At 66.2% G+C, this 19,500-nt stretch carries 25 protein-coding genes and 2 pseudogenes; 17 read left to right on the plus strand and 10 right to left on the minus strand.

Annotated features, from left to right (window positions below):
* Window position 1: 1 nt before the first annotated feature.
* The gene (locus tag C4T42_RS27780) at window positions 2-2,248 is read left to right on the plus strand and encodes a molybdopterin cofactor-binding domain-containing protein (RefSeq protein WP_103986266.1); all 2,247 of its coding nucleotides are present in this window, start codon (window positions 2-4) and stop codon (window positions 2,246-2,248) included.
* Between the two features lie 152 nt (window positions 2,249-2,400).
* Window positions 2,401-3,651, plus strand: coding sequence for an ATP-binding protein (locus tag C4T42_RS27785; RefSeq protein WP_103986267.1), 1,251 nt, complete (start codon window positions 2,401-2,403; stop codon window positions 3,649-3,651).
* A 57-nt stretch (window positions 3,652-3,708) separates the two neighbouring features.
* Here the strand turns inward: C4T42_RS27785 and C4T42_RS27790 are convergent, their stop codons facing one another.
* Window positions 3,709-4,524 (minus strand): SDR family oxidoreductase, encoded by an 816-nt coding sequence (locus C4T42_RS27790; RefSeq protein WP_103986268.1) that lies wholly within the window; start codon window positions 4,522-4,524, stop codon window positions 3,709-3,711.
* 421 nt (window positions 4,525-4,945) lie between these two features.
* On the opposite strand from C4T42_RS27790, the gene C4T42_RS27795 reads away from it, so the two are divergent.
* Both C4T42_RS27795 and C4T42_RS27800 read left to right on the plus strand, forming a co-directional pair.
* Entirely contained in the window at window positions 4,946-5,200 is a 255-nt protein-coding gene (locus C4T42_RS27795; RefSeq protein ID WP_020094723.1) for a hypothetical protein, read from the plus strand.
* 32 nt (window positions 5,201-5,232) lie between these two features.
* Window positions 5,233-5,475, plus strand: coding sequence for a hypothetical protein (locus C4T42_RS27800; RefSeq protein ID WP_020094724.1), 243 nt, complete (start codon window positions 5,233-5,235; stop codon window positions 5,473-5,475).
* On the opposite strand, the gene C4T42_RS27805 is transcribed toward C4T42_RS27800, so the two are convergent.
* The gene (locus tag C4T42_RS27805) at window positions 5,472-5,702 is read right to left on the minus strand and encodes a hypothetical protein (RefSeq protein WP_056526661.1); all 231 of its coding nucleotides are present in this window, start codon (window positions 5,700-5,702) and stop codon (window positions 5,472-5,474) included. The genes C4T42_RS27800 and C4T42_RS27805 overlap by 4 nt on opposite strands.
* Window positions 5,703-6,102: 400 nt before the next feature.
* Entirely contained in the window at window positions 6,103-6,420 is a 318-nt protein-coding gene (locus C4T42_RS27810; protein WP_049961926.1) for a hypothetical protein, read from the minus strand.
* Window positions 6,421-6,937: 517 nt separating this feature from the next.
* Between C4T42_RS27810 and C4T42_RS27815 the strand changes: the two genes are divergently transcribed.
* The 5 genes from C4T42_RS27815 (at window position 6,938) to C4T42_RS27840 (ending at window position 10,223) form a co-directional block, all read left to right on the plus strand.
* Window positions 6,938-7,168 carry a hypothetical protein gene (locus tag C4T42_RS27815; protein WP_020094727.1) on the plus strand — a complete coding sequence of 77 codons (231 nt, stop codon included), beginning with the start codon at window positions 6,938-6,940 and terminating at the stop codon, window positions 7,166-7,168.
* An 85-nt stretch (window positions 7,169-7,253) separates the two neighbouring features.
* Complete coding sequence (locus C4T42_RS27820) at window positions 7,254-7,565, plus strand: hypothetical protein (RefSeq protein ID WP_020094728.1); 312 nt, start codon at window positions 7,254-7,256, stop codon at window positions 7,563-7,565.
* A 99-nt stretch (window positions 7,566-7,664) separates the two neighbouring features.
* The gene (locus C4T42_RS27825) at window positions 7,665-7,985 is read left to right on the plus strand and encodes a polyhydroxyalkanoic acid system family protein (protein WP_020094729.1); all 321 of its coding nucleotides are present in this window, start codon (window positions 7,665-7,667) and stop codon (window positions 7,983-7,985) included.
* Window positions 7,986-8,091: 106 nt separating this feature from the next.
* Complete coding sequence (locus C4T42_RS27830) at window positions 8,092-8,301, plus strand: hypothetical protein (RefSeq protein WP_026605187.1); 210 nt, start codon at window positions 8,092-8,094, stop codon at window positions 8,299-8,301.
* A gap of 1,055 nt (window positions 8,302-9,356) precedes the next feature.
* A complete protein-coding gene (locus tag C4T42_RS27840) occupies window positions 9,357-10,223 on the plus strand; it encodes a porin family protein (protein WP_103986269.1) in 867 nt (288 codons plus the stop codon).
* 244 nt (window positions 10,224-10,467) lie between these two features.
* Here the strand turns inward: C4T42_RS27840 and C4T42_RS27845 are convergent, their stop codons facing one another.
* Entirely contained in the window at window positions 10,468-10,737 is a 270-nt protein-coding gene (locus C4T42_RS27845) for a hypothetical protein (protein ID WP_020094732.1), read from the minus strand.
* 855 nt (window positions 10,738-11,592) lie between these two features.
* Between C4T42_RS27845 and C4T42_RS32140 the strand changes: the two genes are divergently transcribed.
* Window positions 11,593-11,730, plus strand: a complete 138-nt coding sequence (locus C4T42_RS32140) for a hypothetical protein (RefSeq protein WP_181049228.1) — start codon at window positions 11,593-11,595, stop codon at window positions 11,728-11,730.
* Between the two features lie 396 nt (window positions 11,731-12,126).
* Here C4T42_RS32140 and C4T42_RS27850 read toward each other — a convergent pair whose 3' ends face one another.
* A complete protein-coding gene (locus C4T42_RS27850) occupies window positions 12,127-12,639 on the minus strand; it encodes a hypothetical protein (protein ID WP_103986270.1) in 513 nt (170 codons plus the stop codon).
* 146 nt (window positions 12,640-12,785) lie between these two features.
* On the opposite strand from C4T42_RS27850, the gene C4T42_RS27855 reads away from it, so the two are divergent.
* The 3 genes from C4T42_RS27855 (at window position 12,786) to C4T42_RS27865 (ending at window position 14,534) form a co-directional block, all read left to right on the plus strand.
* Window positions 12,786-13,298: a hypothetical protein gene (locus C4T42_RS27855; protein ID WP_244603296.1), complete on the plus strand. Its 513-nt coding sequence runs from the start codon at window positions 12,786-12,788 to the stop codon at window positions 13,296-13,298.
* 414 nt (window positions 13,299-13,712) lie between these two features.
* Complete coding sequence (locus tag C4T42_RS27860) at window positions 13,713-13,925, plus strand: hypothetical protein (RefSeq protein WP_103986272.1); 213 nt, start codon at window positions 13,713-13,715, stop codon at window positions 13,923-13,925.
* Between the two features lie 78 nt (window positions 13,926-14,003).
* A complete protein-coding gene (locus C4T42_RS27865; RefSeq protein ID WP_181049229.1) occupies window positions 14,004-14,534 on the plus strand; it encodes a hypothetical protein in 531 nt (176 codons plus the stop codon).
* A gap of 312 nt (window positions 14,535-14,846) precedes the next feature.
* Here the strand turns inward: C4T42_RS27865 and C4T42_RS27875 are convergent, their stop codons facing one another.
* Genes C4T42_RS27875 through C4T42_RS27885 form a run of 3 tightly spaced genes read right to left on the minus strand, consistent with a single transcriptional unit; the run spans window position 14,847 to window position 15,593 of the window.
* On the minus strand, window positions 14,847-15,089 hold the full coding sequence (locus tag C4T42_RS27875; protein WP_103986274.1) for a hypothetical protein: 243 nt from the start codon (window positions 15,087-15,089) through the stop codon (window positions 14,847-14,849).
* Window positions 15,090-15,105: 16 nt separating this feature from the next.
* Window positions 15,106-15,291 (minus strand): hypothetical protein, encoded by a 186-nt coding sequence (locus tag C4T42_RS27880; protein ID WP_081636512.1) that lies wholly within the window; start codon window positions 15,289-15,291, stop codon window positions 15,106-15,108.
* Between the two features lie 59 nt (window positions 15,292-15,350).
* On the minus strand, window positions 15,351-15,593 hold the full coding sequence (locus tag C4T42_RS27885) for a hypothetical protein (RefSeq protein ID WP_026605189.1): 243 nt from the start codon (window positions 15,591-15,593) through the stop codon (window positions 15,351-15,353).
* Between the two features lie 116 nt (window positions 15,594-15,709).
* On the opposite strand from C4T42_RS27885, the pseudogene C4T42_RS27890 reads away from it, so the two are divergent.
* From C4T42_RS27890 to C4T42_RS31655, 3 genes and pseudogenes are all read left to right on the plus strand, one after another.
* A pseudogene (locus tag C4T42_RS27890) lies at window positions 15,710-15,998 on the plus strand (IS66 family transposase); the annotation flags it as partial.
* Window positions 15,999-16,099: 101 nt separating this feature from the next.
* Window positions 16,100-16,774: an adenylyl-sulfate kinase gene (gene cysC, locus C4T42_RS27895; protein ID WP_103986275.1), complete on the plus strand. Its 675-nt coding sequence runs from the start codon at window positions 16,100-16,102 to the stop codon at window positions 16,772-16,774.
* Window positions 16,775-16,839: 65 nt separating this feature from the next.
* Window positions 16,840-18,057 (plus strand): hypothetical protein, encoded by a 1,218-nt coding sequence (locus C4T42_RS31655; protein WP_146074055.1) that lies wholly within the window; start codon window positions 16,840-16,842, stop codon window positions 18,055-18,057.
* A 153-nt stretch (window positions 18,058-18,210) separates the two neighbouring features.
* On the opposite strand, the gene C4T42_RS27900 is transcribed toward C4T42_RS31655, so the two are convergent.
* Window positions 18,211-18,363 (minus strand): hypothetical protein, encoded by a 153-nt coding sequence (locus tag C4T42_RS27900; RefSeq protein WP_020094741.1) that lies wholly within the window; start codon window positions 18,361-18,363, stop codon window positions 18,211-18,213.
* A gap of 150 nt (window positions 18,364-18,513) precedes the next feature.
* Here C4T42_RS27900 and C4T42_RS27905 point away from each other — a divergent pair.
* Window positions 18,514-18,811, plus strand: a pseudogene (locus tag C4T42_RS27905) (transposase family protein); the annotation flags it as partial.
* 369 nt (window positions 18,812-19,180) lie between these two features.
* On the opposite strand, the gene C4T42_RS27910 reads toward C4T42_RS27905, so the two are convergent.
* A partial coding sequence (locus tag C4T42_RS27910; RefSeq protein ID WP_146074034.1) for a transposase occupies window positions 19,181-19,500 on the minus strand: 320 nt, incomplete at its 5' end.

Raw genomic sequence — 19,500 nt, forward strand, 5'->3', positions numbered from 1 at the left:
GATGACCGACCTCACGCCCCTCCGCCGCGCCGACCGTCGCGAACCGGTGCGCAACCTCTCCCGCCGCGGCTTCCTGGGGGCCGCCTCGGGCGCGCTGTTCCTCGGGGTCGGCCTCCGGCTCGCGCCGGCCGCCGCCCAGACCCGCGCCGAAGGCCCGGCGGCCGTCGCGCCGAAACCCGGGACCCGCGTGACGGCCTTCCTGGAGATCCGCCCCGACGACACCGTGCGGCTGCTCAGCCCCTTCGTGGAGGGCGGCCAGGGCATCAACACCGGCCTCGCCCAGACGATCGGCGAGGAACTCGACCTCGACCCGGCGCGCTTCGCGGTGGAATGCGCCCCGCCCGGCCCCGACTACGCGGTCGTCAACGGCCTGCGGATGACCGGCGGGTCGTTCTCGACACGCTCCAGCTTCGAGGCCATGCGCCGCCTCGGCGCCACCGCCCGCGAGATGCTCCTGCGGGCGGCGGCCGCCGAACTCGCCGTGCCGCAGGCCAGCCTGACCACCGAGAACGGGCGCGTGATCCACGCCGCCTCCGGCCGGAGCCTCGGCTACGGCGCCCTGGCCGCCGCGGCGCTGGCGCTGCAGCCGCAAGACGACGTCGCCCTGAAGGATCCCAAAGAGTTCCGCTGGATCGGCAAGCCGGTGGCGCGCCTCGACATGCGCGACAAGTCCACCGGCCGGGCCGTCTACAGCATCGATATCCGGCTCGACGGCATGGTGCACGCCGCGATCCGGCACGCGCCGCATCTCGGCACCGAGCCGGAGGCGATCGCCAACGCCGCGGAGGTCCGGGCGATGCCGGGCGTCCAGGTGGTCGAGCGCCTGCCGGGCGCGGTGGCGGTGGTGGCCGACACGTGGTGGCGGGCTCGCAGGGCCGTCGAGGCGCTGCAGGTCACGTGGTCAAAGCCGGCTCCCGACGGCGTCGCGACCGTCTCGGCGGGCTTCTCCTCGGCGGCGATGCTGGCCGCCCTCCGGGACGCGGCCGGCCCCGGCGTTCCGGCCGAGCAGGCGGGCGACCCGGAGGCCGCCTTCGCGGGCGCGGCCAAGGTGGTGGAGGCGGCGTACGACGCCCCCTACCTCGCCCACGCGCAGCTGGAGCCGCCCTCGGCGGTGGCGCGCTTCGCCCCCGACGGCAGCCTCGACCTCTGGGTGCCGAACCAGATGCCGGAGCTGTTCCAGCAGGTCGCCGCCAAGACGGCCGGGCTGCAGCCGGATCAAGTCCGGATCCACTCACCGATGCTCGGCGGCTTCTTCGGGCGCCACTTCCACTACGGGCCGGCGAGCCCGTTCCCGCAGGCGATCCTGCTGGCCAAGGCGGCGGGCAAGCCGGTGCGGGTTCTGTGGTCGCGGGAGGAGGAGTTCGGCATGGACGCCGTCCGCCCCCTGAGCTTCGCCCGGTTCAGGGCGGCCCTCGGTCCGGACGGGATGCCGGTGGCGCTGGAGACCACCGCGGTGGGAGAGGGCCCGATCGGGCGCTGGTTCGGCGCGCTGTTCAAGGGTCCGGTGGATTCCTCGGTGGTGGAGGGCCTCGACCGGAAGCCCTACGCGATCCCGAACCGGCGGCTCACCTACGTGAAGGTGCCGCACCCGGTGACGATCGCGTTCTGGCGCTCGGTCGGGCACTCGATGAACGATTACTTCTACGAGAGCTTCCTCGACGAGATCGCGCAGGCCGGCGGCCAGGACCCGTTCGCCCTCCGGATGACGCTCCTGAGGGACAGTGCCCGCCACCGCACCCTTCTGCAGGCGGTGGCCGACCTCGCGGGCGGCTGGACGCGCGGGCCGTTCCAGGCACAGGACGGCACGCGGCGGGCGCGGGGCGTGTCGATGGCCTCGCCGTTCGGGTCGGAGACGGCGACGATCGCCGAGGTGTCGCTCGAGAACGGCGAGGCGCGGGTGCACGATCTCTGGATCGCCATCGATCCGGGCCGCGTGGTCAACCCGGCGATCGTGAAGCGCCAGGTCGAGAGCGCGGCGGCGCTCGGCCTCTCGTCGACGCTGCTGGAGCAGGTCGTCTACGAGAACGGGGAGCGGCAGGCGCGGAACTTCGACGCCTACCCGATCCTCGACCGGGAGCGGATGCCGCGGGTCCACGTGGCGATCGTCGAGAGCGGGGCGCCGATGGGCGGCATCGGCGAGCCGGGCCTGCCCGGCGTGCCGCCGGCGGTGGTCAACGCGGTCGCGGCGCTGACCGGCCGACGCCTGCGCAGCCTGCCCCTGGCCAAGGAGACCCTCTCGGGGACCTGACGCCGATCGATGACCCCGGGCGACAACCCGGGGCGACGCCCCCCGGGTCCGCCCCCGAAAGTCCCGCGTCCCGACTGGAAGCGGGATTTTCGGATGCCGTATAGCGGGGGCGCGGCGGGCCTGAATCGGGGCCGGCCCCGGGAACCGCCGACATGAGCAACGGTCTGACGCCGACGGCCGACCGGATCGTCGTGGCCAGCGAGGCCGACTGGAACGACGCGTGGTACCTCGTCTGCATGAAGGTCTCGACGATCGGCTTCGTCGTCGTCGATGCCCGCGAGCGGGTCGCCACCCTGGACGCGCTGCGGGCGGCCGGAATCACCGACATCGCCGCCCACCTCGACGCCCATCCGGACGTGGCCGACCGCCTGCGGCACGGGATGGTCATCCTCGACGTCAACGAGGCGGCGGTGCGGATGTTCGGCGCGGGCGGCCGCGCGGACATGATCGGGCAGCGCACGCAGCGCTTCTTCGACCCGCTCTGCACCGCCCAGGTCAATTCCGCCCGGGCCTTCGCGGCGGGCGCGACCTCGTTCCAGCAGCAGGCGCACAGCGTCCGGCTCGACGGATCGCGCTTCGAGACGCTGTTCTGCGTGGTCCCGCGGGCGGACGGCGCCACCTCCGGCCTGTGGCTCGCCTCCTTCGTGGACATCACCGAGCACGTCGCGCGGCAGATGTCGCTGGAGGTGCTGCGCGACGAGCTCGCCCACGTCTCCCGGATCTCGACGCTGGGCGAGCTCTCGGCGTCGATCGCGCATGAACTCGGGCAGCCCCTATCGTCGATCGGCATGACCGCCGGGGCGATGCTGCGCCTGCTCGATCGCGCGGATCTCGACCGCGACCTGCTCCGGCGGCAATGCCAGCGCATCGTCGATCAGGTCACGCGGGCCGGGGACATCATCGATCGCACACGCCGCATGGCCGCCAAGCGGGACAGCGTCCGCGCGCCCGTCTCCGTGGCGGAGGTCCTGGCCGAGGCCGCGCGGTTCGTGGCGCACGATCTGAACCGCACCGAGATCAGGCTCACCGTCGCCCCGGCGGACGCGGCCGCGCATGTCATCGCGGACCGGATCCAGCTGCAACAGGTCTTCGTCAACCTGCTGATGAACGCCATCCAGATCCATCGGCAGGCGCGGACCCCCGGGCCCGAGATCGCGGTCGAGACCGTCTGCCGGGACGGGTCGATCACGGTCGACGTCGTCGATAACGGGCCGGGCCTCGATCCCGGCACCCTCGACCGGCTGTTCGACGGCTTCTTCACGACGCGGGCCGAGGGGCTCGGCCTCGGTCTCCGGATCTGCCGGACCATCGTGGCGGCCCATGGCGGCTCGATCGACGCGAGCCCCCGCGACAGAGCGCCGGGCGCCCGCTTCTCGGTGTGCCTTCCGCTCGCCCAGTCCTGACCGGGCGGCCGCGGGAAGCGGGCAGGGGCGCCCCGGCCGGGACGCCCCGCGAGGGCCTCAGGCGGCGACGGCGCGCGCGGTCCGGTACCGGCTCGCCGGCGTCGCCGCGCCGAGCTGGGCGGCGAGTTCAAGGCGCGCGGCGTCCAGCGCGGACCAGGCCGCACCGTTCTCCAGGGGCGGGATCGTGACGACCTCGCCGGCATCGAACCCCGCGAGCGCCGCCGCGACCAGGTCGGACGGCGTCATGACGATGCTGGCCGGGAGGTTCCGGTGGCCGCCGACGCCGGCCACGTTCCAGAACTCGGTGGCCGTCGCGCCGGGCAGGACCGCCTGGATCCGGACGCCCCGGGGGGCGAGTTCGTGCTGCAGCGCCTGCGTGAAGGCGAGAACGTAGGCCTTGCTCGCCCCGTAGACGCCGTTGAGCAGTTCGGGATTGAGGGCGACGGTCGAGGCGACGTTGATGATCGCCCCGTGTCCCCGCGCGATGAAGGCCGGCGCTGCCGCGTAGGCGAGGCGCGTCACGGCCGTGACGTTCACGCCGATCATGCGCTCCATCTCGTCCGGATCCGCCTGGAGCAGCGGGGCCGCGGAGCCGAAGCCGGCGTTGTTGACCAGCAGGGTAATCGCCGCGTCGCTCCGCAGCCGGTCCTCGACGCGCCGGAGACCGGCCCGGTCGTTGACGTCCGCCGCGAGCGCCTCGACGGTGCGGCCCGAGGCCCCGCGCACCGTCTCGGCGACCGCCTCCAGGCGATCCGCGTTCCGGGCGGTCAGGATGAGATCGTGGCCGCGCGCGGCGAGCTGTTCGGCATAGATCGCGCCGATCCCGCCCGAAGCGCCGGTGATCAGAGCAGTTCCCTTGGCACGTTCCGTCATGACAACTCTCCGTCTGTGCTGCTGAATGACGGAAAGTGTAGCGATCGCGACGGAGGCTTACATTTATACGGATGCGGGCCGGCGCCATACCTTGGTATGACCCGGTGGCATGATCGGGCCGCCTTGCCCAACGCCCGTCGGGCAGGCGCGGGGAGGCCGGTGCGGCGCCGGCCCGCTGACGGAATCGGCGCCCGAGATCCGCCGCGCGTCGATCCGGGAGAGGTGCACCCGCGGCCTCGCCATGCTAGAACGAAAGCGGAACAGATCATACGGGCGGGCCGGGCACAATCTGCGGGCGAGACTTTTCTTCCGACCCCGTGGACGCGTGTGGATACGGCTCGAAAACTCCTGTCGTGGCGCGCCCCTGGGCGGCCCGTGCGGTCTGTGGAGAACCTGTGACGAACCGGGGTGCAGGACGACGATGGCGATGAGGACGGCGTTCGTGGTGCAGCCCTTCGAGCTGCACCGGAAGCGGCTGCGGCCGGCCCGGCAGGAGCCTGCGCAGACCGAGAGCGGGGCGGTGAAGAAGGCCGAGAACATGGCCAGGCGGATGCCGGGCGCGGCGGCGCTGAAGGTGGTGGCCGACGACGAGACCGGCGAGCTGGAGGGCGTCACGATCCTCGGCCAGTGGGGCGAGATCCCCGACGATTTCGCCGAGAGCCTGCAGGGCGCCTAGGCCACAGATCACCAGCGGGGCGGGAGAGCGCCATGTCGGCGGTTCGGCGGGTCGGGAACTTCCTCCAGGTGCAGGACGGCGACGGCTGCCGGCACCTGCTGCGCGTGACGAGCGTCCAGGCGCTGAGCGACACGGACCTGATGCGCAACGAGACGTTCATCACCGCGGCGGGGCGGACGATCCGGGTGACGCAGCCGCTCGACGAGATCGTGGACCTCGTGGCGCCGGGCGAGCGGACGGCGCCGGGGCCGCAGGAGGAGCCGTGGCCGTTCTAGCCGCGGGAGATCATCCCGCGCGCCATCTGCAGCAGCAAGCGGCGGTCCGACAGGGTGAGCGCGTGCCAGACGCGCAGCAAATCCCCCGTCATGTCGATCGCGGCGAGCGCCTCGGATTCGTCGAGGAAAGCGTCTTCGGGCACGCCGAGGGCGTGCGCGATCTGCCGGAGCATCGATCTCTTGTCGTTCGGCCCGAACTTTCCACCCTCGAATTCCGGATCCGCCAAATCGATCTCCGACGGACGCGCGGCGGCGTCGCTTTAAATCTACAGTATCTTTATAACGTGAGAGTGCGAACACCGCATCGATGAATCGGAAATAAATTTTACCGGTACATTGATACCAATTATTTGGCAGCCGATCATTATCTAAGATTAGCAGCAGAACCTGAGTTAGATACAGCGATCAAAATTCGATGGCCCGCAACAGACTTGCTCGGCATCTGCATTGAACGCGGCGCGGGATCATCCCTCCCCGGCGACGGGCGGTCCCGGGCTGCGGGTCAACGGTGTGATGGTCCAGCGCCCGCGCGCCGCCGCCCGCCGCGTTGCGATGCCGGCGGTGGGACGGTCCACCTGTCCCACCCCGATCCGGCACGGGGCGGATCCTCAGGAAGGGGTCCGGCGATCAGCTGCCGCCGCTGCCGTCCCCGCTCCCCTTGCCGATCTGGGGTACGCCGCGCTCCGGCTGGCCGGCATTCCCGCCGGCGGCCGAATCCGTCGTGATGGTCGTCGCCCCCGTCCCGGTGGGCGCGACGACGGCGGTGCTGCCCGGACCGCTGTTCTGGCTGCCGCCGGGAACGACGACGGTTCCGGCCGGGGTGCCCGGCGTCACCGGCTGGGCTGGTCCGGGTTGCCGGATCGGTGCGGGACCGGTGCTGGTCTGCGCCGAACCGGGCGATGCCGCGACCAGCGCGAAGATGGCGAAGAGGGCATGACGCATCATGTGCTCCTTGGCATCTCGGCCCGACTGTGCCTCACGCACGGGCCTCCGTGCCCGAACGCGGGAGCGCGGACACGGTTTCCGACACCCGTCGTCGTCGTGCGCCGCCGATCGTCGTGCCCGGCCGCGCCCGGCGCGCAGGGTCTCGCCCGGGAGCGGCGCGCCAACCCTCCGGATCGGCGCACGAAAAGGCCCCGCGCGGCGCTGCCGGCGGGGCCGAAGGTGGGTCTGCCTTGGGAGGATGCAGAGGCAGATACTTGGCCGGCGTTGCGCCGCCGCTGCACCGGCGACACGACATGTCGGCCCCGCAGGGACCGCCGGTCACGGCGGCGTCAGGCTTGCATGCCGAGCAGGCCCCGCCCCGTGCGGTGGACGGCCGGGACCGCGGCGTGGCGCCGAAGGTCCGGCCATCCTTGGATAACCATGTCGACCGCCGGCTTGTGGACGCCGCGGCAGCGTCGTCGACAGCGTCATCGACAGCGTCCTGCCGCTGTGGTGCTGATCGGCGGCGAGGAGTCCCATGAAGCACATCATCGTTCTGGCCATCGCGGCCACGGCCCTGACGGCCTGCAACGCGGCGAACCGGCCCGGCCGCGGCGAGCTCTTCATGAGCGAGGCCGACGTCGCCGCGAAGGACGACGCGATCTGCCGGGGCTACGGCGCCGAGCCGGGAACGCCGGAATACGTGCAGTGTCGGGGAACCCAGGACCAGCGGCGCGACGCGGCCCAGGCGCCCCGCCGCAGCGGCTGAGTGCGGCGGCCGCGAGGGCGCGGCCTCCGGGACCAACGCCCCGCTCGCGCGTTGTCCGCGCGGACCGCTTTCCCTGGAGCGCGTGATGCTCGCCCGATCCGCCCTGATCTTCATCGTCCTGACGTCGGGGGCCCAGGCCGCCGCCTTCGACGACCTGAAAGGCTATCTGGCGTCCTGCCTGCGGTTCGAGATGGCCGGCGCCCCAGCGGAACGCGGCGGGCCGCTGTCGTCCAAGGTCCGCCGCGCCCTGGACCGATGCTCCGACGACGTCGCGCGCCTCGACCGGGCGGACGGGCGCCGGCTGCGCGGTGACGGTGGGATCAGCCCGTCGACCAAGGAGGTCATCCGGAGCGTCGTGAGCGGCGGGGCCGGCGGCGTCCGCACGGTCCGGTACTGACCGCCGGCGGTTCGCCCGGCGCGTCGATCGGGTGGCGCCGATCACCGGGCGTTAACCTTCCGGCCGCACCTCACGGGGCCCGCTCGCGAGGAGATGCCGATGCCGAAGCGCCTGACAATCACCGTCCCGCACGACCTCGGGACAGCCGAGGTTCGCCGGCGCATCGACCTGCACATGGACTGGGCTTTCCGCCGCCTGGAGGCGGAGAAGATCCGCGTCGAGGCCGAGGACTGGCTGGGTAATCGCCGCTCCTTCTCGGGTAGCGGCTACGGGCAGTCGGCGCACGTCGCCATCCAGGTGGCGGATGACGCGCTGGAGGTCGAGGCGCTGGTGCCCTGGATGGCCAGCCTGTTCGCGCCCGTCATCGAGTCGGTCGGGCGCCACTACGTCGGGCGCCTCCTGTCCGACGAGGCCGCCTGACGCGCGCGGCCCGGGGCGGCGATCGGTCCGGTGTGCCCGCGGGGCGGTTGTGGCCCGGTCGTGCCGGGGCTAAACGCGCCGGCTCGGTGGCGGCGCAGGGGCCCGGATGAGCGATGACGTGGCGGCCCTGCTCCTCGCGCTCGCGACCGAGAACGCCGAGCTGCGCCAGCAGCTCGCCACCGCGCAGGACATGCTGATGGAGACCGCCATCGACGCCGGCCATCTCCACGCCCGCATCGAGGCGCTTCAGGCCGAGCGCGACGCGTGGCAGGCGGAGGCCGAGCGCTTGGCGCGCCGGCCCCCGCGTTCCCTGTGAGCGCTCGCAGCACCCGGCGCGCCGAACCTGCGGGCGGGCGCGACCGGGGAGGGCGCACTCGGGCCCCGGGGCGCATCGGCGTGAGCCCGCACGGGGGCGGGCTCACGCCGTTCCTCACGCCTTCCCGGGTTGCGGGCGGGGCACGCGCACGTCGACCGTCTGGCCGGTGAGGGGATTGAGGATCAGCATGGCGGCGGTCTCCGGTGTGTGTGACGGTAGAACGCCGTCCGCGGGCGCCGGGATCACGCTGCGGCGTGCCGTGGCGCACAGGCGGCGACGGGGTCGCCGAACCCGGATCCGTGTCGGAAACGGCCTCCGGCGAGGCCCGCGAAGCTCGCCACGGTCGGGATGCCGCCTTACCTCAGGGCGTGGCGCCCTGGCGGCCGCCAGGGGCAGAACACCTGGAGGATCGATATGGCCATCGATAGATCCGGTGAGCGTGCCGCGCTCGATACCGAGGTGAGGATACCCAGGACACCATCGCGAAGCTTCGCGAGGCTGCCGACGGAACGCCGCCCGGACACAGTTCGCGCGTGGCGCTGAAGAAGGCCGAGGAGAAGCTGGCCGAACTGGTCAAGCACATCACCCGGCGCGACCGGACGGGTTAGCGCGGCCGCGGACGCGGGGACCACCGGACAGGTCCCCGCGCGCCGTCCGCCGGCTCAGTGTCACCCCGCCGGCGCCGAAGCGCCGGCTCTCGATCCCATGTTACCGCCGGACGGATCCGGCGCGGGCGGCGCCAGGGTCGTCCGCGGCGCACCCACAGTGATGACGAACCCTCCCCGCTCAGGCGGCCGGCAGCGCCGCCCGCAGGACTGTCGGCGCGTCGCCCCCTGGCCGCCCGCGCGGCCTCGCCGCGGACCGATGCATGCGCCTCGGGCGCAGGCCCCGAGCATACCGCCAGAACTTCAACAGTATTTAACAGATCCGCCCGGAGTTAATCGGCCGTTTACTATGTTTTTTCCGACGTCGCGAGCCTGTGTGTCCGTAAAACTACAGCTATTCTGCTCAGAGCTTGGTAGTCTTATCACCAGATCGAAACCCGGATCACCCTGATGACCAAGCTCCTCGCCTCCCTGACCGCCTTCACTGCGCTGACCGCCGCGGCGTCCGCCGCCGACCTTCCGCGCCGCGCCGCGCCGCCGCCGGTGTTCACGCCGGTGCCGGTGTTCACCTGGACCGGCTTCTACATCGGTGTGAACGCCGGCTACGGCTTCGACGCCAACAGCCGCAACACCACCAGCTACGCCCTGCCCGGCGGCTCGCTGATCAACTCCCCCGGCACCGCCGGCGTCGTCAGCGTCAACAACCGCAACAACAACGACGGCTTCTCGGGCGGCGCCCAGATCGGTTACAACTATCAGTTCACCCCGGGCTCCGGCGTCGTGATCGGCTTCGAGGCCGACGCCCAGTACGTCGACTTCGCCCGCCGCGCCAACGCCACCCAGAACTACAGCTTCCTCGGCTTCCCCGGCGTCGCCTTCTCCAACCCGCCGGCCTTCGTCGCCACCAGCGGCAACGGCCTCGACTACTTCGGCACCGTGCGCGGCCGCCTCGGCTACGCCTTCGACCGCACCCTCGTGTACGGCACCGGCGGCTTCGCCTACGGCTCGGGCCAGGACGACCAGAACTTCTCCGGCAACCGCTTCCGCGACAGCTTCCGCACCGGCTGGGCCGCCGGCGGCGGCGTCGAGTACGCCCTGCCCACCGACTCGTTCCTGAACTTCTTCCGCTCCTCGGCCGTCACGCTGAAGGTCGAAGGCCTCTACGTCAGCCTCGACCGCCAGAAGAACTCCGCCGGCGGCGTGTTCTACGGCAACCTCCTGCCCCCGAACGGCACCGCCTACCTCAACGGCGCCGCCGCCAAGACCGAGTTCGCCGTCGTCCGCGCCGGCCTGAACTACAAGTTCGGCTCCTACTGAGATCGGGTCGCGCCGCTCCCGGCCTCCGTGCCGGGAGACGCGGCGGCGGGCGAGGGGGGCAGGTCCGCCTCATCGCCCTCCGCCGCCGAAGAGCAGCCTTCCGGTTGGCCTTCGCATCCCCAGCCCGATCAAACTGGCCGCGAGGTCGGCAACACCCTGGGAGCGCACGCTCCCAGGGTGTTCCTGCGTTCCGTCACGGTGCGCCACGGCGGTCAGCCGATCGCCCCGAACAGCGGGAGCGCCGCTACCAGTACCGGTTCGGCCAGCAGCGCCGCCCGCCGCGACCGAGGTGGAAGCCGCGCGGACAGGCCCGACCGACATAGCCGCCCCACTGGCCGCCGGCGCGGCAGCCGCCATAAGGGCCGCGATGGCCATAGGGCCCGCAGCCGCCGTAGACGTGCTGGATCAGCCCGTCCTGCGCGGCGGGGAGCGGAGAACCCGCGACGGGCAGCGCCGAGGCCGGCGCGGCGATGCCGACGGCGAGCAGTGCCGCGGCGGCGAGGGACTTGAGCATCAACCGATCTCCAGGTCTTGGCTGAGCCGATCTCCGTCGGCACCGCTCGAATACCTGATCCCGGCTGAAGGCCGGGTGTTACGGACCGTCTCGATTGCCCGCATCGCTGGAGCTTTTCTTTAAGCGCTGCCTCGATACTGGCGCTCTACCCGCCCAAGATTCCGCCTCGACCAAGACGACAGTGTCCGCCGGACCTGCGGCCCGGATCACCCGCTCACGTCGGGAGAGCCGTCGCCGATCCGTCGCTCTGCTGCGGGGCAGTATGCGGCCGGCTGCCGGCCTGCCAGATCCAGTTGTCCGCGATGGACCCGCGGAGACGCGTTCCACGACGACGAGCGCGATCACCAGGGGCTTTGAGGTCGCGCTTTTCCACTTCCCCGGATCCGTCCACACGGCCTCCCTTTCGGCTTGCGGCGAGCGGTCCGCGTGCCGGACTGGATCGGCCCGCGCCCCGTCTCTCCAGAGTCAATCCGCCGAACGGCGCGACGTGTCCGAGGCGTTGCGGCCGCAACGTGGCCATTCGTCGGCCATCCGGCACATTCGGCTCTCGGAGAGCGCGGTTGAAATGCCCGAATGTCTCAGCCGCGATTGTGCGGCGGCTCGACTGCCGCGCGTTGAGGTTCGCTGCAGAGGATGAGAACTCGGCATCTCGAACAGGCGGCGGCGCGCACGTCGACGACCCGCACTCCGCTCGCCTGCGGGCCAGGGATTTGCAGCCCGATCGTTGCAAGGGTCGATCTTATTCCCGACACCTTCATGCATGCGCCGCATATCTGGCGTGAGGCATGTGGCATACCAAGAAGTCGCGTGCAGTGCGATATCGTTTCTCACGCACCGCACAAAAGGACGCCGCCGATGACCCTCCTCACTGCCCTCGCCCTTCTCCCCTTCGCCGCCATCGCCAACTTCGCTTTCGTGGTGGCGCTGGCCAATCACTTCGACGCCGACAAGCCGGCTACGGGCCTCACCGGCCCGGTTCCGACGCTGGCCTGAGCCAAGCGAGAGCCCTTTCACGCAGCCTCGATGGAGGCCGCCGGATCTCGGGCGGACAGCCAGGTAAGTCTCTAAGCCTTATTCGGCGCCCCATCCAGGCGCAGCCAAGGCGAATTCCTGGGGCAACTATCTCGGCGTGGTCGCGCTCGTTTCCCGTGTCCTAGCGTGGACTTGGACCCACCACGTCTTACCGCGGAGGTAGGTGTCGGTCATTCCGGCACCGTCCTCGTCGAAGCATCCCACCACTGACGCACGGCACGTTGGTCGAACACCTACGATGACTGCGCGCCGAACGGCTGTCGAGCATCAGCGTTTCGCCCGGCCGCAGCCTGGCGGATTCAGTGCCGTTCGGTGAAGCCGAATACGCGCACCAAGTCGGCGGCACTGGCCAACTGCTCACGCGACACTGCCCCCTCCCTGCCCCTTCAGCCTAGCTTCGTCGAGATCGGCCAATGCCTGCCGGCCAGCGTCGGTGATTCGGACTGCGCGCGACTCGCGCGGCGCCATCTCAGCCCAGCCGCAGCTCACCAGACGCGGGATGAGCGTGTCACCGTTCCATGGGATGAGCTTCACGTATGCGAGCTCGAGGAGCGGCACGAAGAACGGGCCGCGGTCAATGCGCTGAAGCAGTTGCACGTGCTCGTCTTGGATAACCACGAAGGTCTCACCAGCCACCACGGACGGGACTATGGCCGCCGTTGAGATGGTGGAGGGCCGATCCGGATCGTCGGCGACCTCCCGAGCTTGGCCGGGGTGAATGCCAGAGCTAGCGCCGGTGAGGACCGCGACCTCCACCTGTGCCCAGATGGCACGCACCTCCGGTGTCAGGCTGTCCCACGAGTCGAACTCGCGTGGCCGGGCGTATGCGAAGCGCGCGTAGTAGGCGGTGCGGCCGGGATCTGAGGTCATCGTCAACCTCCACAATGCAAGCCTGCGCAACTGAGTTGGTGGACGGAGTGACTGGCACCGCTTGCAGCGGTCGCATCAGTGCTCCGCCGCACCTCGGAAGCCCGTAGCGAGGCGTAGGCCGAATACTCAAGTGAGGGAGTATTCCAATGAGCACAATCGATCTCTACCGATCCAATTCGCGCATTTTTACGCGCTTTATGGGATCGTGTGTGTTCGTCGCAGTGGCCCTTTGGCTGGCTCTGACTCAGCCTAATGTCGGCACTGATACCATAATTCCTGAAAGCTTCCGGGATTATGAGATGCGCGTTGGCGTAGTGATCTTCGGCCTTGGCGCACTTGTGTGGGGCCTGAAGCTGTTCCAGCCCGACGTGGTCGTCTCCATTGGTCCTCAAGGGATTTATGACCGACGCCTCTCGACGGATTGGATCCCGTGGAAGACGATCCGCGCCATCAAGCCTCTGCAATTCTGGATGAGCAGCTACTACCGGCTGGAGATTGATCCCGAAGCTGCTGCGCGGATTCATTGGACGAGACGGGCTCGCTTTACATCTTGGCTGAACATCATGCTCGGGCATTGCTACTGGATCAGCGGTGCCGAACTCATCGGCGGCTTCCCTGCATTGGCGGAAGCGATCGGACGTAGTCGGCCGGACCGCTGAGGAGAGGCGAACCCGCGCGTCCTCGGAAAACTTGCATCCAGACATCTGGAACGCTCCAGCGCAGTTGGCCGTGCCCGATGGCGCATAGCCCGCACACTGGTACGAGCGAACTCTTCTCGTGTCTTAGGTTCGTCAGTAAGAAGGAACCTCATATCCGACCAAACCAAAAGGACGAAGCCCGAAGATCTCACGTCGGATCGCCCTCGGCTCAACCCGCAGGGGCACGGCAGCGGCTCCGTCAGCGGTGAGCATAGCACAGGCATCAACGGAGGCGCCAAGCAGGACTAGCCCGACAAGACAGAAGGATGAGGGCTGCTTAGAATAGACCGCTGACAGAACGGCAAATTGAACACATTAGAAAAGTAATTCAAATACCGAATACGTGCTTTGATCCCCAATAAGGAGATCAGAGCCATGACAATCACCACCACTATAAATGCCATCGGACTGGTGAAGGCGACGGAGATGATCCAGTCGGCAAGGGCGGAAGCTGCGATCGAGCACAAAGCGGGGCTGCATACCGTCTCAATGCCGGCGCCCCCGCCGAACGACGCAGGCATCCAAAGGCAAAAGAATGACCCGAAACTTCTCGCATCGCAGGAGCGTGTGGTGGACATCACCGTCTGAGTCGGGAAGGCCTGCGCCGCTTCTAATCTGCGGCTTAAAAATTCTCTCCTCCACAACAAACGGGCGACGACCGATTGATTGGCTGATGAGGCTCTCGCCGTACTCGCCGATCGCTATAAGGGCGGCGCCATCAACAACACGCGCGTGGCAATCCGGAAGGTGCGGGGCACCCGTTGCGGGTACGAGATCTTTTTTGATCTGGAGGTCATCACACTCGGCGAGAACTACGACCGCGAGCCGATCACTACCTGTGTCGTGAAGTGGCAGACGGACGGCACCTCCGCGGTAGCCGTCGCGGCTAGCAAGGAGCGCTGGGCGACATCGGCAGAGGTGTTCCGACAAGCACTTCGGACGAGCGTCACCGACGATGGCATCCGCGCGTCACCGTTCGGCAATGAGGGCTCCGAGGTTCGTGCCGTCCCGCTGCAGGCCGCCAGGACGGCATTCTTCGTCATCTACCTAGCCGAAGGCGACGATGAGGCCAAGCGGACGGAGGCCGCCATCAAGGTGTTTAAGCGAGCCGTCGAAGCACGCCTCGGCCGCAGCCTGATTGTCCCGGTCGCTCTCAACGGCGTCAACCACCTCTGGCTGATCGAGTTGCCAGGATGAGTACCGCGACCGGACGTCGGACAAACGAGACGCTTGTCCGAAATATCCGGCGCGTCCGCTCACCTAGCGGCGACCGCCACTGCTCGGCTTCGTGTCTATCTCAATCGCCCTCAAAGCGTTCTCGAAAGCCCTAACCTCGGTGGTGAACGCCCTGTCCGAGCGCTCGATTAGTTTACCACTTCGGCGCAATGCCCAACCGAAATGACCCTCCGGTTTCTTCAGGGGCTCGATGGTCACCGAGTAGGGGTGCGGTACGTCAGCTGTCATGGCCGAGCTATGCAGTGCCGAAGGGCCGGCTGCAACTGCAAGGCCTCACCACATCTCTTCGTAAATGAGGGCGCCGCCTCCATGGAAGGTGCCTCTCCAGCCTCGGTTCAGCAGGCGGACGGTCACACGTGTCTGGCCCGTGCCGCTGTCATCGTCGATCTTGATCCGGGCATCGACGTGTCCCTGCCGCTCCATGCGCTTCAGGTAATCGGCATCCACACCGAGGCGTGGGGCCAACTCACACGAATCACCGACCCAGTCGCCTTGCTGGCCGAGGGTGTGCCTCATGGGCAGGTCGTGCCGCTCACCCGATCACTAGCCGGATCAGCAGGCACGCCACGGCTGCACCCGAAAGCGCGATGCCGAGCAGGTATGGGCTGGGAAGCTGATCGCCGCTGTTGACGTCTACGCCAAGTCGGTGAGTCAACTTGTTGGCAGCCGCTCCGCTTGCAGAACTGGTGTTCACGTCCGGATAGGTGTGCGCGCTCATGGGCGTCTCCTGCCAGTAGGAGATACAACTCACCGTGCCTCCGGTTGGTGCGGCCGCAGTTACCAGACATGCTCAGCCACGAGCTGTCCGCTCTGATCGAACGTGCCCTGCCACCCACCGTCGTAGTGATGAACAGTGACGCGCGCGCCCCTCGCGTCCGCCCAGCTTCCGGGGACGATCAAGACCCTGGCGTTTCCCTCGATGACGGAACGCTTCAGCGTCGTTGCGCTCACGCCGATACGCTGCGCCACATACCCGGGATTAACGATCCAGCTACCGGGAAAATCGAGATTAAGCCTCATCGGAGAAGGCCTCCACCCAGACATCCGAGCGCGTTCTAGCGCTAAGGATTATCGCTTTCCTCATGCGAATGACGGAAGGCCGTATATGAAGCGCATTGCACCCGTGTTGCGTCCGTGACCTGACCCGCGAGTTGCAGGCCAAGCTCAGCCGCTCCCGCGATCAGCCCCTCGTCTTCCTCGCCTATCCTGGAAAGGTCGAGCCGAATAACAACAGCTCCGAGGGGCTCCTGCGTCCGGCTGTCGTCCAGCGGAAACCGACCAACGGCTATCGCGACATGTGGCCAGCTGAGGGCGAGGCCGCCATCCGCACCGTTGTCGACACCGCGCGCCTGAGCGGTGCCAATCCATTCGGCTTCATCCTCAAAACCGTCGGCGCCTGACCCCTGCCATCACAGGCCTGGGTAATTACCCTTCGCCGCTACGAAGCGCATCAACGTGACGTTGTAGCAACACAACCGATCACGTTTTTGTGTATCCATACCTGGAGGACAACTTAGGAGCGAAGCATGAACCGATCACGAGGCCCAACGTCGGATCGGAACCTGACTTGGCAGCCCCTGCAGCCACGGGAGCAACGATGGAAGGCTCTTGGTCAGCGACCAGTCATTGCTTGGCTTACTGGCCTTTCAGGCGCAGGGAAATCGACGATCGCAAACGTCGTGGATCAAGCCCTGACCGCTTCAGGACGCGCAACAATGGTGCTGGACGGCGATAATCTACGCCATGGATTGAATAGTGACTTGGGATTTACCGACCGCGACAGAGCTGAGAACGTCCGCCGTGTGGCCGAAACAGCAAAACTGGTAGCTGATGCTGGTTTTGTAACAATCGTCTCGCTTATATCCCCCTTCTCAGCGGAACGGAAGGCCGCAAGGGCTATCGCAGGAGACGTCGCATTTATTGAAGTTTTTATAGATACGCCTCTACCAATTTGTGAGGAACGAGATTCAAAAGGATTATATTTTCGGGCGCGCGCCGGCACAATCCCGAATTTTACCGGCATCACAGCGCCCTATGAAGAGCCGACGAAGCCTGACTTAACGCTCGCAACCGTGGGTCAGTCCATTGTCGATACAGCACGGCCATTAATCGACATGCTCTTACAGCTGAGCGCAGCATCAGAACAGCCACTTTATGATCAGATTTTGCCTAAAAATCCGGAGCTAATGCGCAATATCTAACTATGACTCAAAATTTTATAATACATATCGGCCCGCATAAAACGGGAACCACATCGATCCAAAACATGCTCTACGCACGCTCTTTGCAGAGTGGCGCAAGTTTTGTTTACCCCTTCGCTCATGCCAATCAGACGGGGCAGCACGAGTTTGCTCGGACAGCGTCTGACCCTGATCATTCCAAACTTGGCGGCCTGCTGGAGATTCTTTCGGGCCTTGAGAAAACCTGTGTTCTCTCGAGTGAAGAGCTTAGCTTTCTTCCAGTCGCCTCGTTGCAAAAGATTCGCGCGGCTCTTCCATCTGCCGAATTTACTATTGTTTATTACCAAAGGAATATCTTGTCTCTTCTTCCTTCATGGTGGCAAGAATTAATTAAACATGGCGGGGTCGAAGATTTTACTAGGTTTATTCAAGATGCAATTGCGCTTCCTGGCAGCCTACATCTACTGGTTCCAGATTTATTGTTGAGTAACTGGGCATCTGTTTTTGGAAGAAACGCGATTAAGATTTTCTTGTACGATCAAATTCCTGATGTGACACAACAGTTCGCCTCCGATTTACTCGGCTTGACGAGTCCCCCTGGCGAGCTAACAGACAACAACAAATCTTTCGAATACATCGAATGTGAGATGATCCGCCTGTGGAATGCATTTGGTTTCGTTGGCATAGATGCAATCCAGGCACAAGAATCTAAATTCTTACGCACGTTAGTGGCGGAAAGAGCAGATAGATTCATGGAAAATATGACTATAGGTTATGATATAGAGGAATTTCTTAGCATAGAAAGCACCTTAATAGCTCGGTGGGGAGATCGAATCGAGGGTTTCACTGGCGGAAAATTGTTTGCTTTACGGGAGCGAGCGTACTCGTACATCAATTCAGATTTTTGGACCGCCAATCCCGACCTTGTTTCTGCCATGTTCGCTTTTGCTGAAGTCACAGCTCGCCGAAAAAGCCAAAGTTCGGCAACATCACCGATCCTACGTGATCTTAGATCGTGCGAGAGGGATATGGACGCCTGGAACCAAATCGAAATTATTTTGGCTGCGGCGCGCCAGAGGGAACAGCTGCTTGAATGTCAATTGGCTAACGAGACAGAGCGGTCACATGCGTTAGAAATCGTCATATCGACACTGGTCTCCAGCATTACCTGGCGCGGACTCAATCGATCTAAATTCAAGAAAATTTTGACTGATGTAGCTAAGTCGACGCCCAGCGACGGAGCGACTGCACACCGTCATGAAGTCTATCTATATCAAGCTCAAAAACTTTTAAATGATTGTTAATTATTGTTTTCCATGTCTTCAATTGTTGTCCAGATCAAATCAAGCCTGTCAGACCTCGGGCCGTTGCCTACCGCGACCTTCTAATCGCCGCCGAGGAATGGCGCGCAGCCGGGATTAGGCTGAGCGGCGCTATCGCGGATCCGCGGCAGCACATCATAGCAGGCCGTCCGACATCGGCGCGGTCAGCGTCTTCCAGGCCCGGGTCATCTGCTTCGAGAAGGCCAGCGCGGCAGCTAAAGCCTGCGCCTCGGACGGGAAGGTCCAGTCCGATTCGTTCACCGTCATGTGGGAGGCGTCGAGCAGCACCCAAGTCTAGAGGTGGCGGCCGGCCACGCGGATTTCGAAGTGCATGGTTGGCTCGGTACTGTATGATCTTCCTTCGGCTTTGCGGTTCTCCCGCACTTTGCGTGGAACGGTCGCGGTGACGAGGATGGCACGGGCCGGTTCACCAAGCGTTTGATCCTGTCCTCATCCCTGGCGGGCTGTACCATCGGGCGCGTCATCCGGACCGACGGTCGTCTTCGCCCAAGTGCGGCGTGCGCACGGGCAGTGTCCAACCTGTGATACGACCAGCTCTGTCGTTCACAGCCGCTATGAACGCCGTCCGGCCGATCTGCCGAGCATCGGGCAGCCCATGACGCTGCGCCTACGCGTCCGACGCTTCTACTGCTTTGAGATTGCCTGCCGCCGTCGTACCTTCGCTGAGTCACTCCCCCAGCTGATGCCGCCGCGAGCACGCTTGGCGCGCCGGCTGACCGTTACCGGTTTTCGCTCAGAAGTTGCCGCATATCGGCCATTGAGATCGTCATACAACCTCCCCGTTCTTCGAACCCGAGGGCGACACGTCGGGCCGCCTATCGCGGAAAGGTGCGCTCGTGAACCTCATCTTCCTCGTTCTATCGGCCTTCGTAGGCGCAGGACTTTCGATTGTGGCTATATGGCCGTCGCTGGGAGCGATTTCGATCTTTTTGGCACCGGTCGGGGCAGCCGTAGCATGTGTTGTAAGCGCTGCCTTGTTGTTCGCTCTGCGGCGCTCATCATCATCGAGCAGCCGCACATCTTCTGTCACCCCTATGCAGAGCCTCAAACCGCAACAGCAACCTGCTACTAGAGCGGTTTCGGTTTAATCGGGGTCGTATCCTGCCGCGACGAAGAAGTTTGCGGCCTCGTCGGGCGTAACGGCATCGACGAGCCGCCCGATTGTGGTCCAGAGCCCTTCGCGCGTGCGCGCCGCGGCCTTGCGCAGCCCCGCCTTCAACTTCGAGAACGCCATCTCGATCGGATTGAAGTCCGGCGAGTAGGGCGGGAGGAACAGGAGCCGCGCGCCCGCCGCCTCGATCGCCGCGCGCACGGCCGGGCCTTTGTGGCTGCCGAGATTGTCCATGATCACGATGTCCCCGGGTGCGAGTTCGGGCACCAGGACCTGATCGACGTAGACTTGGA

Source organism: Methylobacterium sp. 190mf (assembly GCF_900107945.1).
GTDB lineage: Bacteria > Pseudomonadota > Alphaproteobacteria > Rhizobiales > Beijerinckiaceae > Methylobacterium.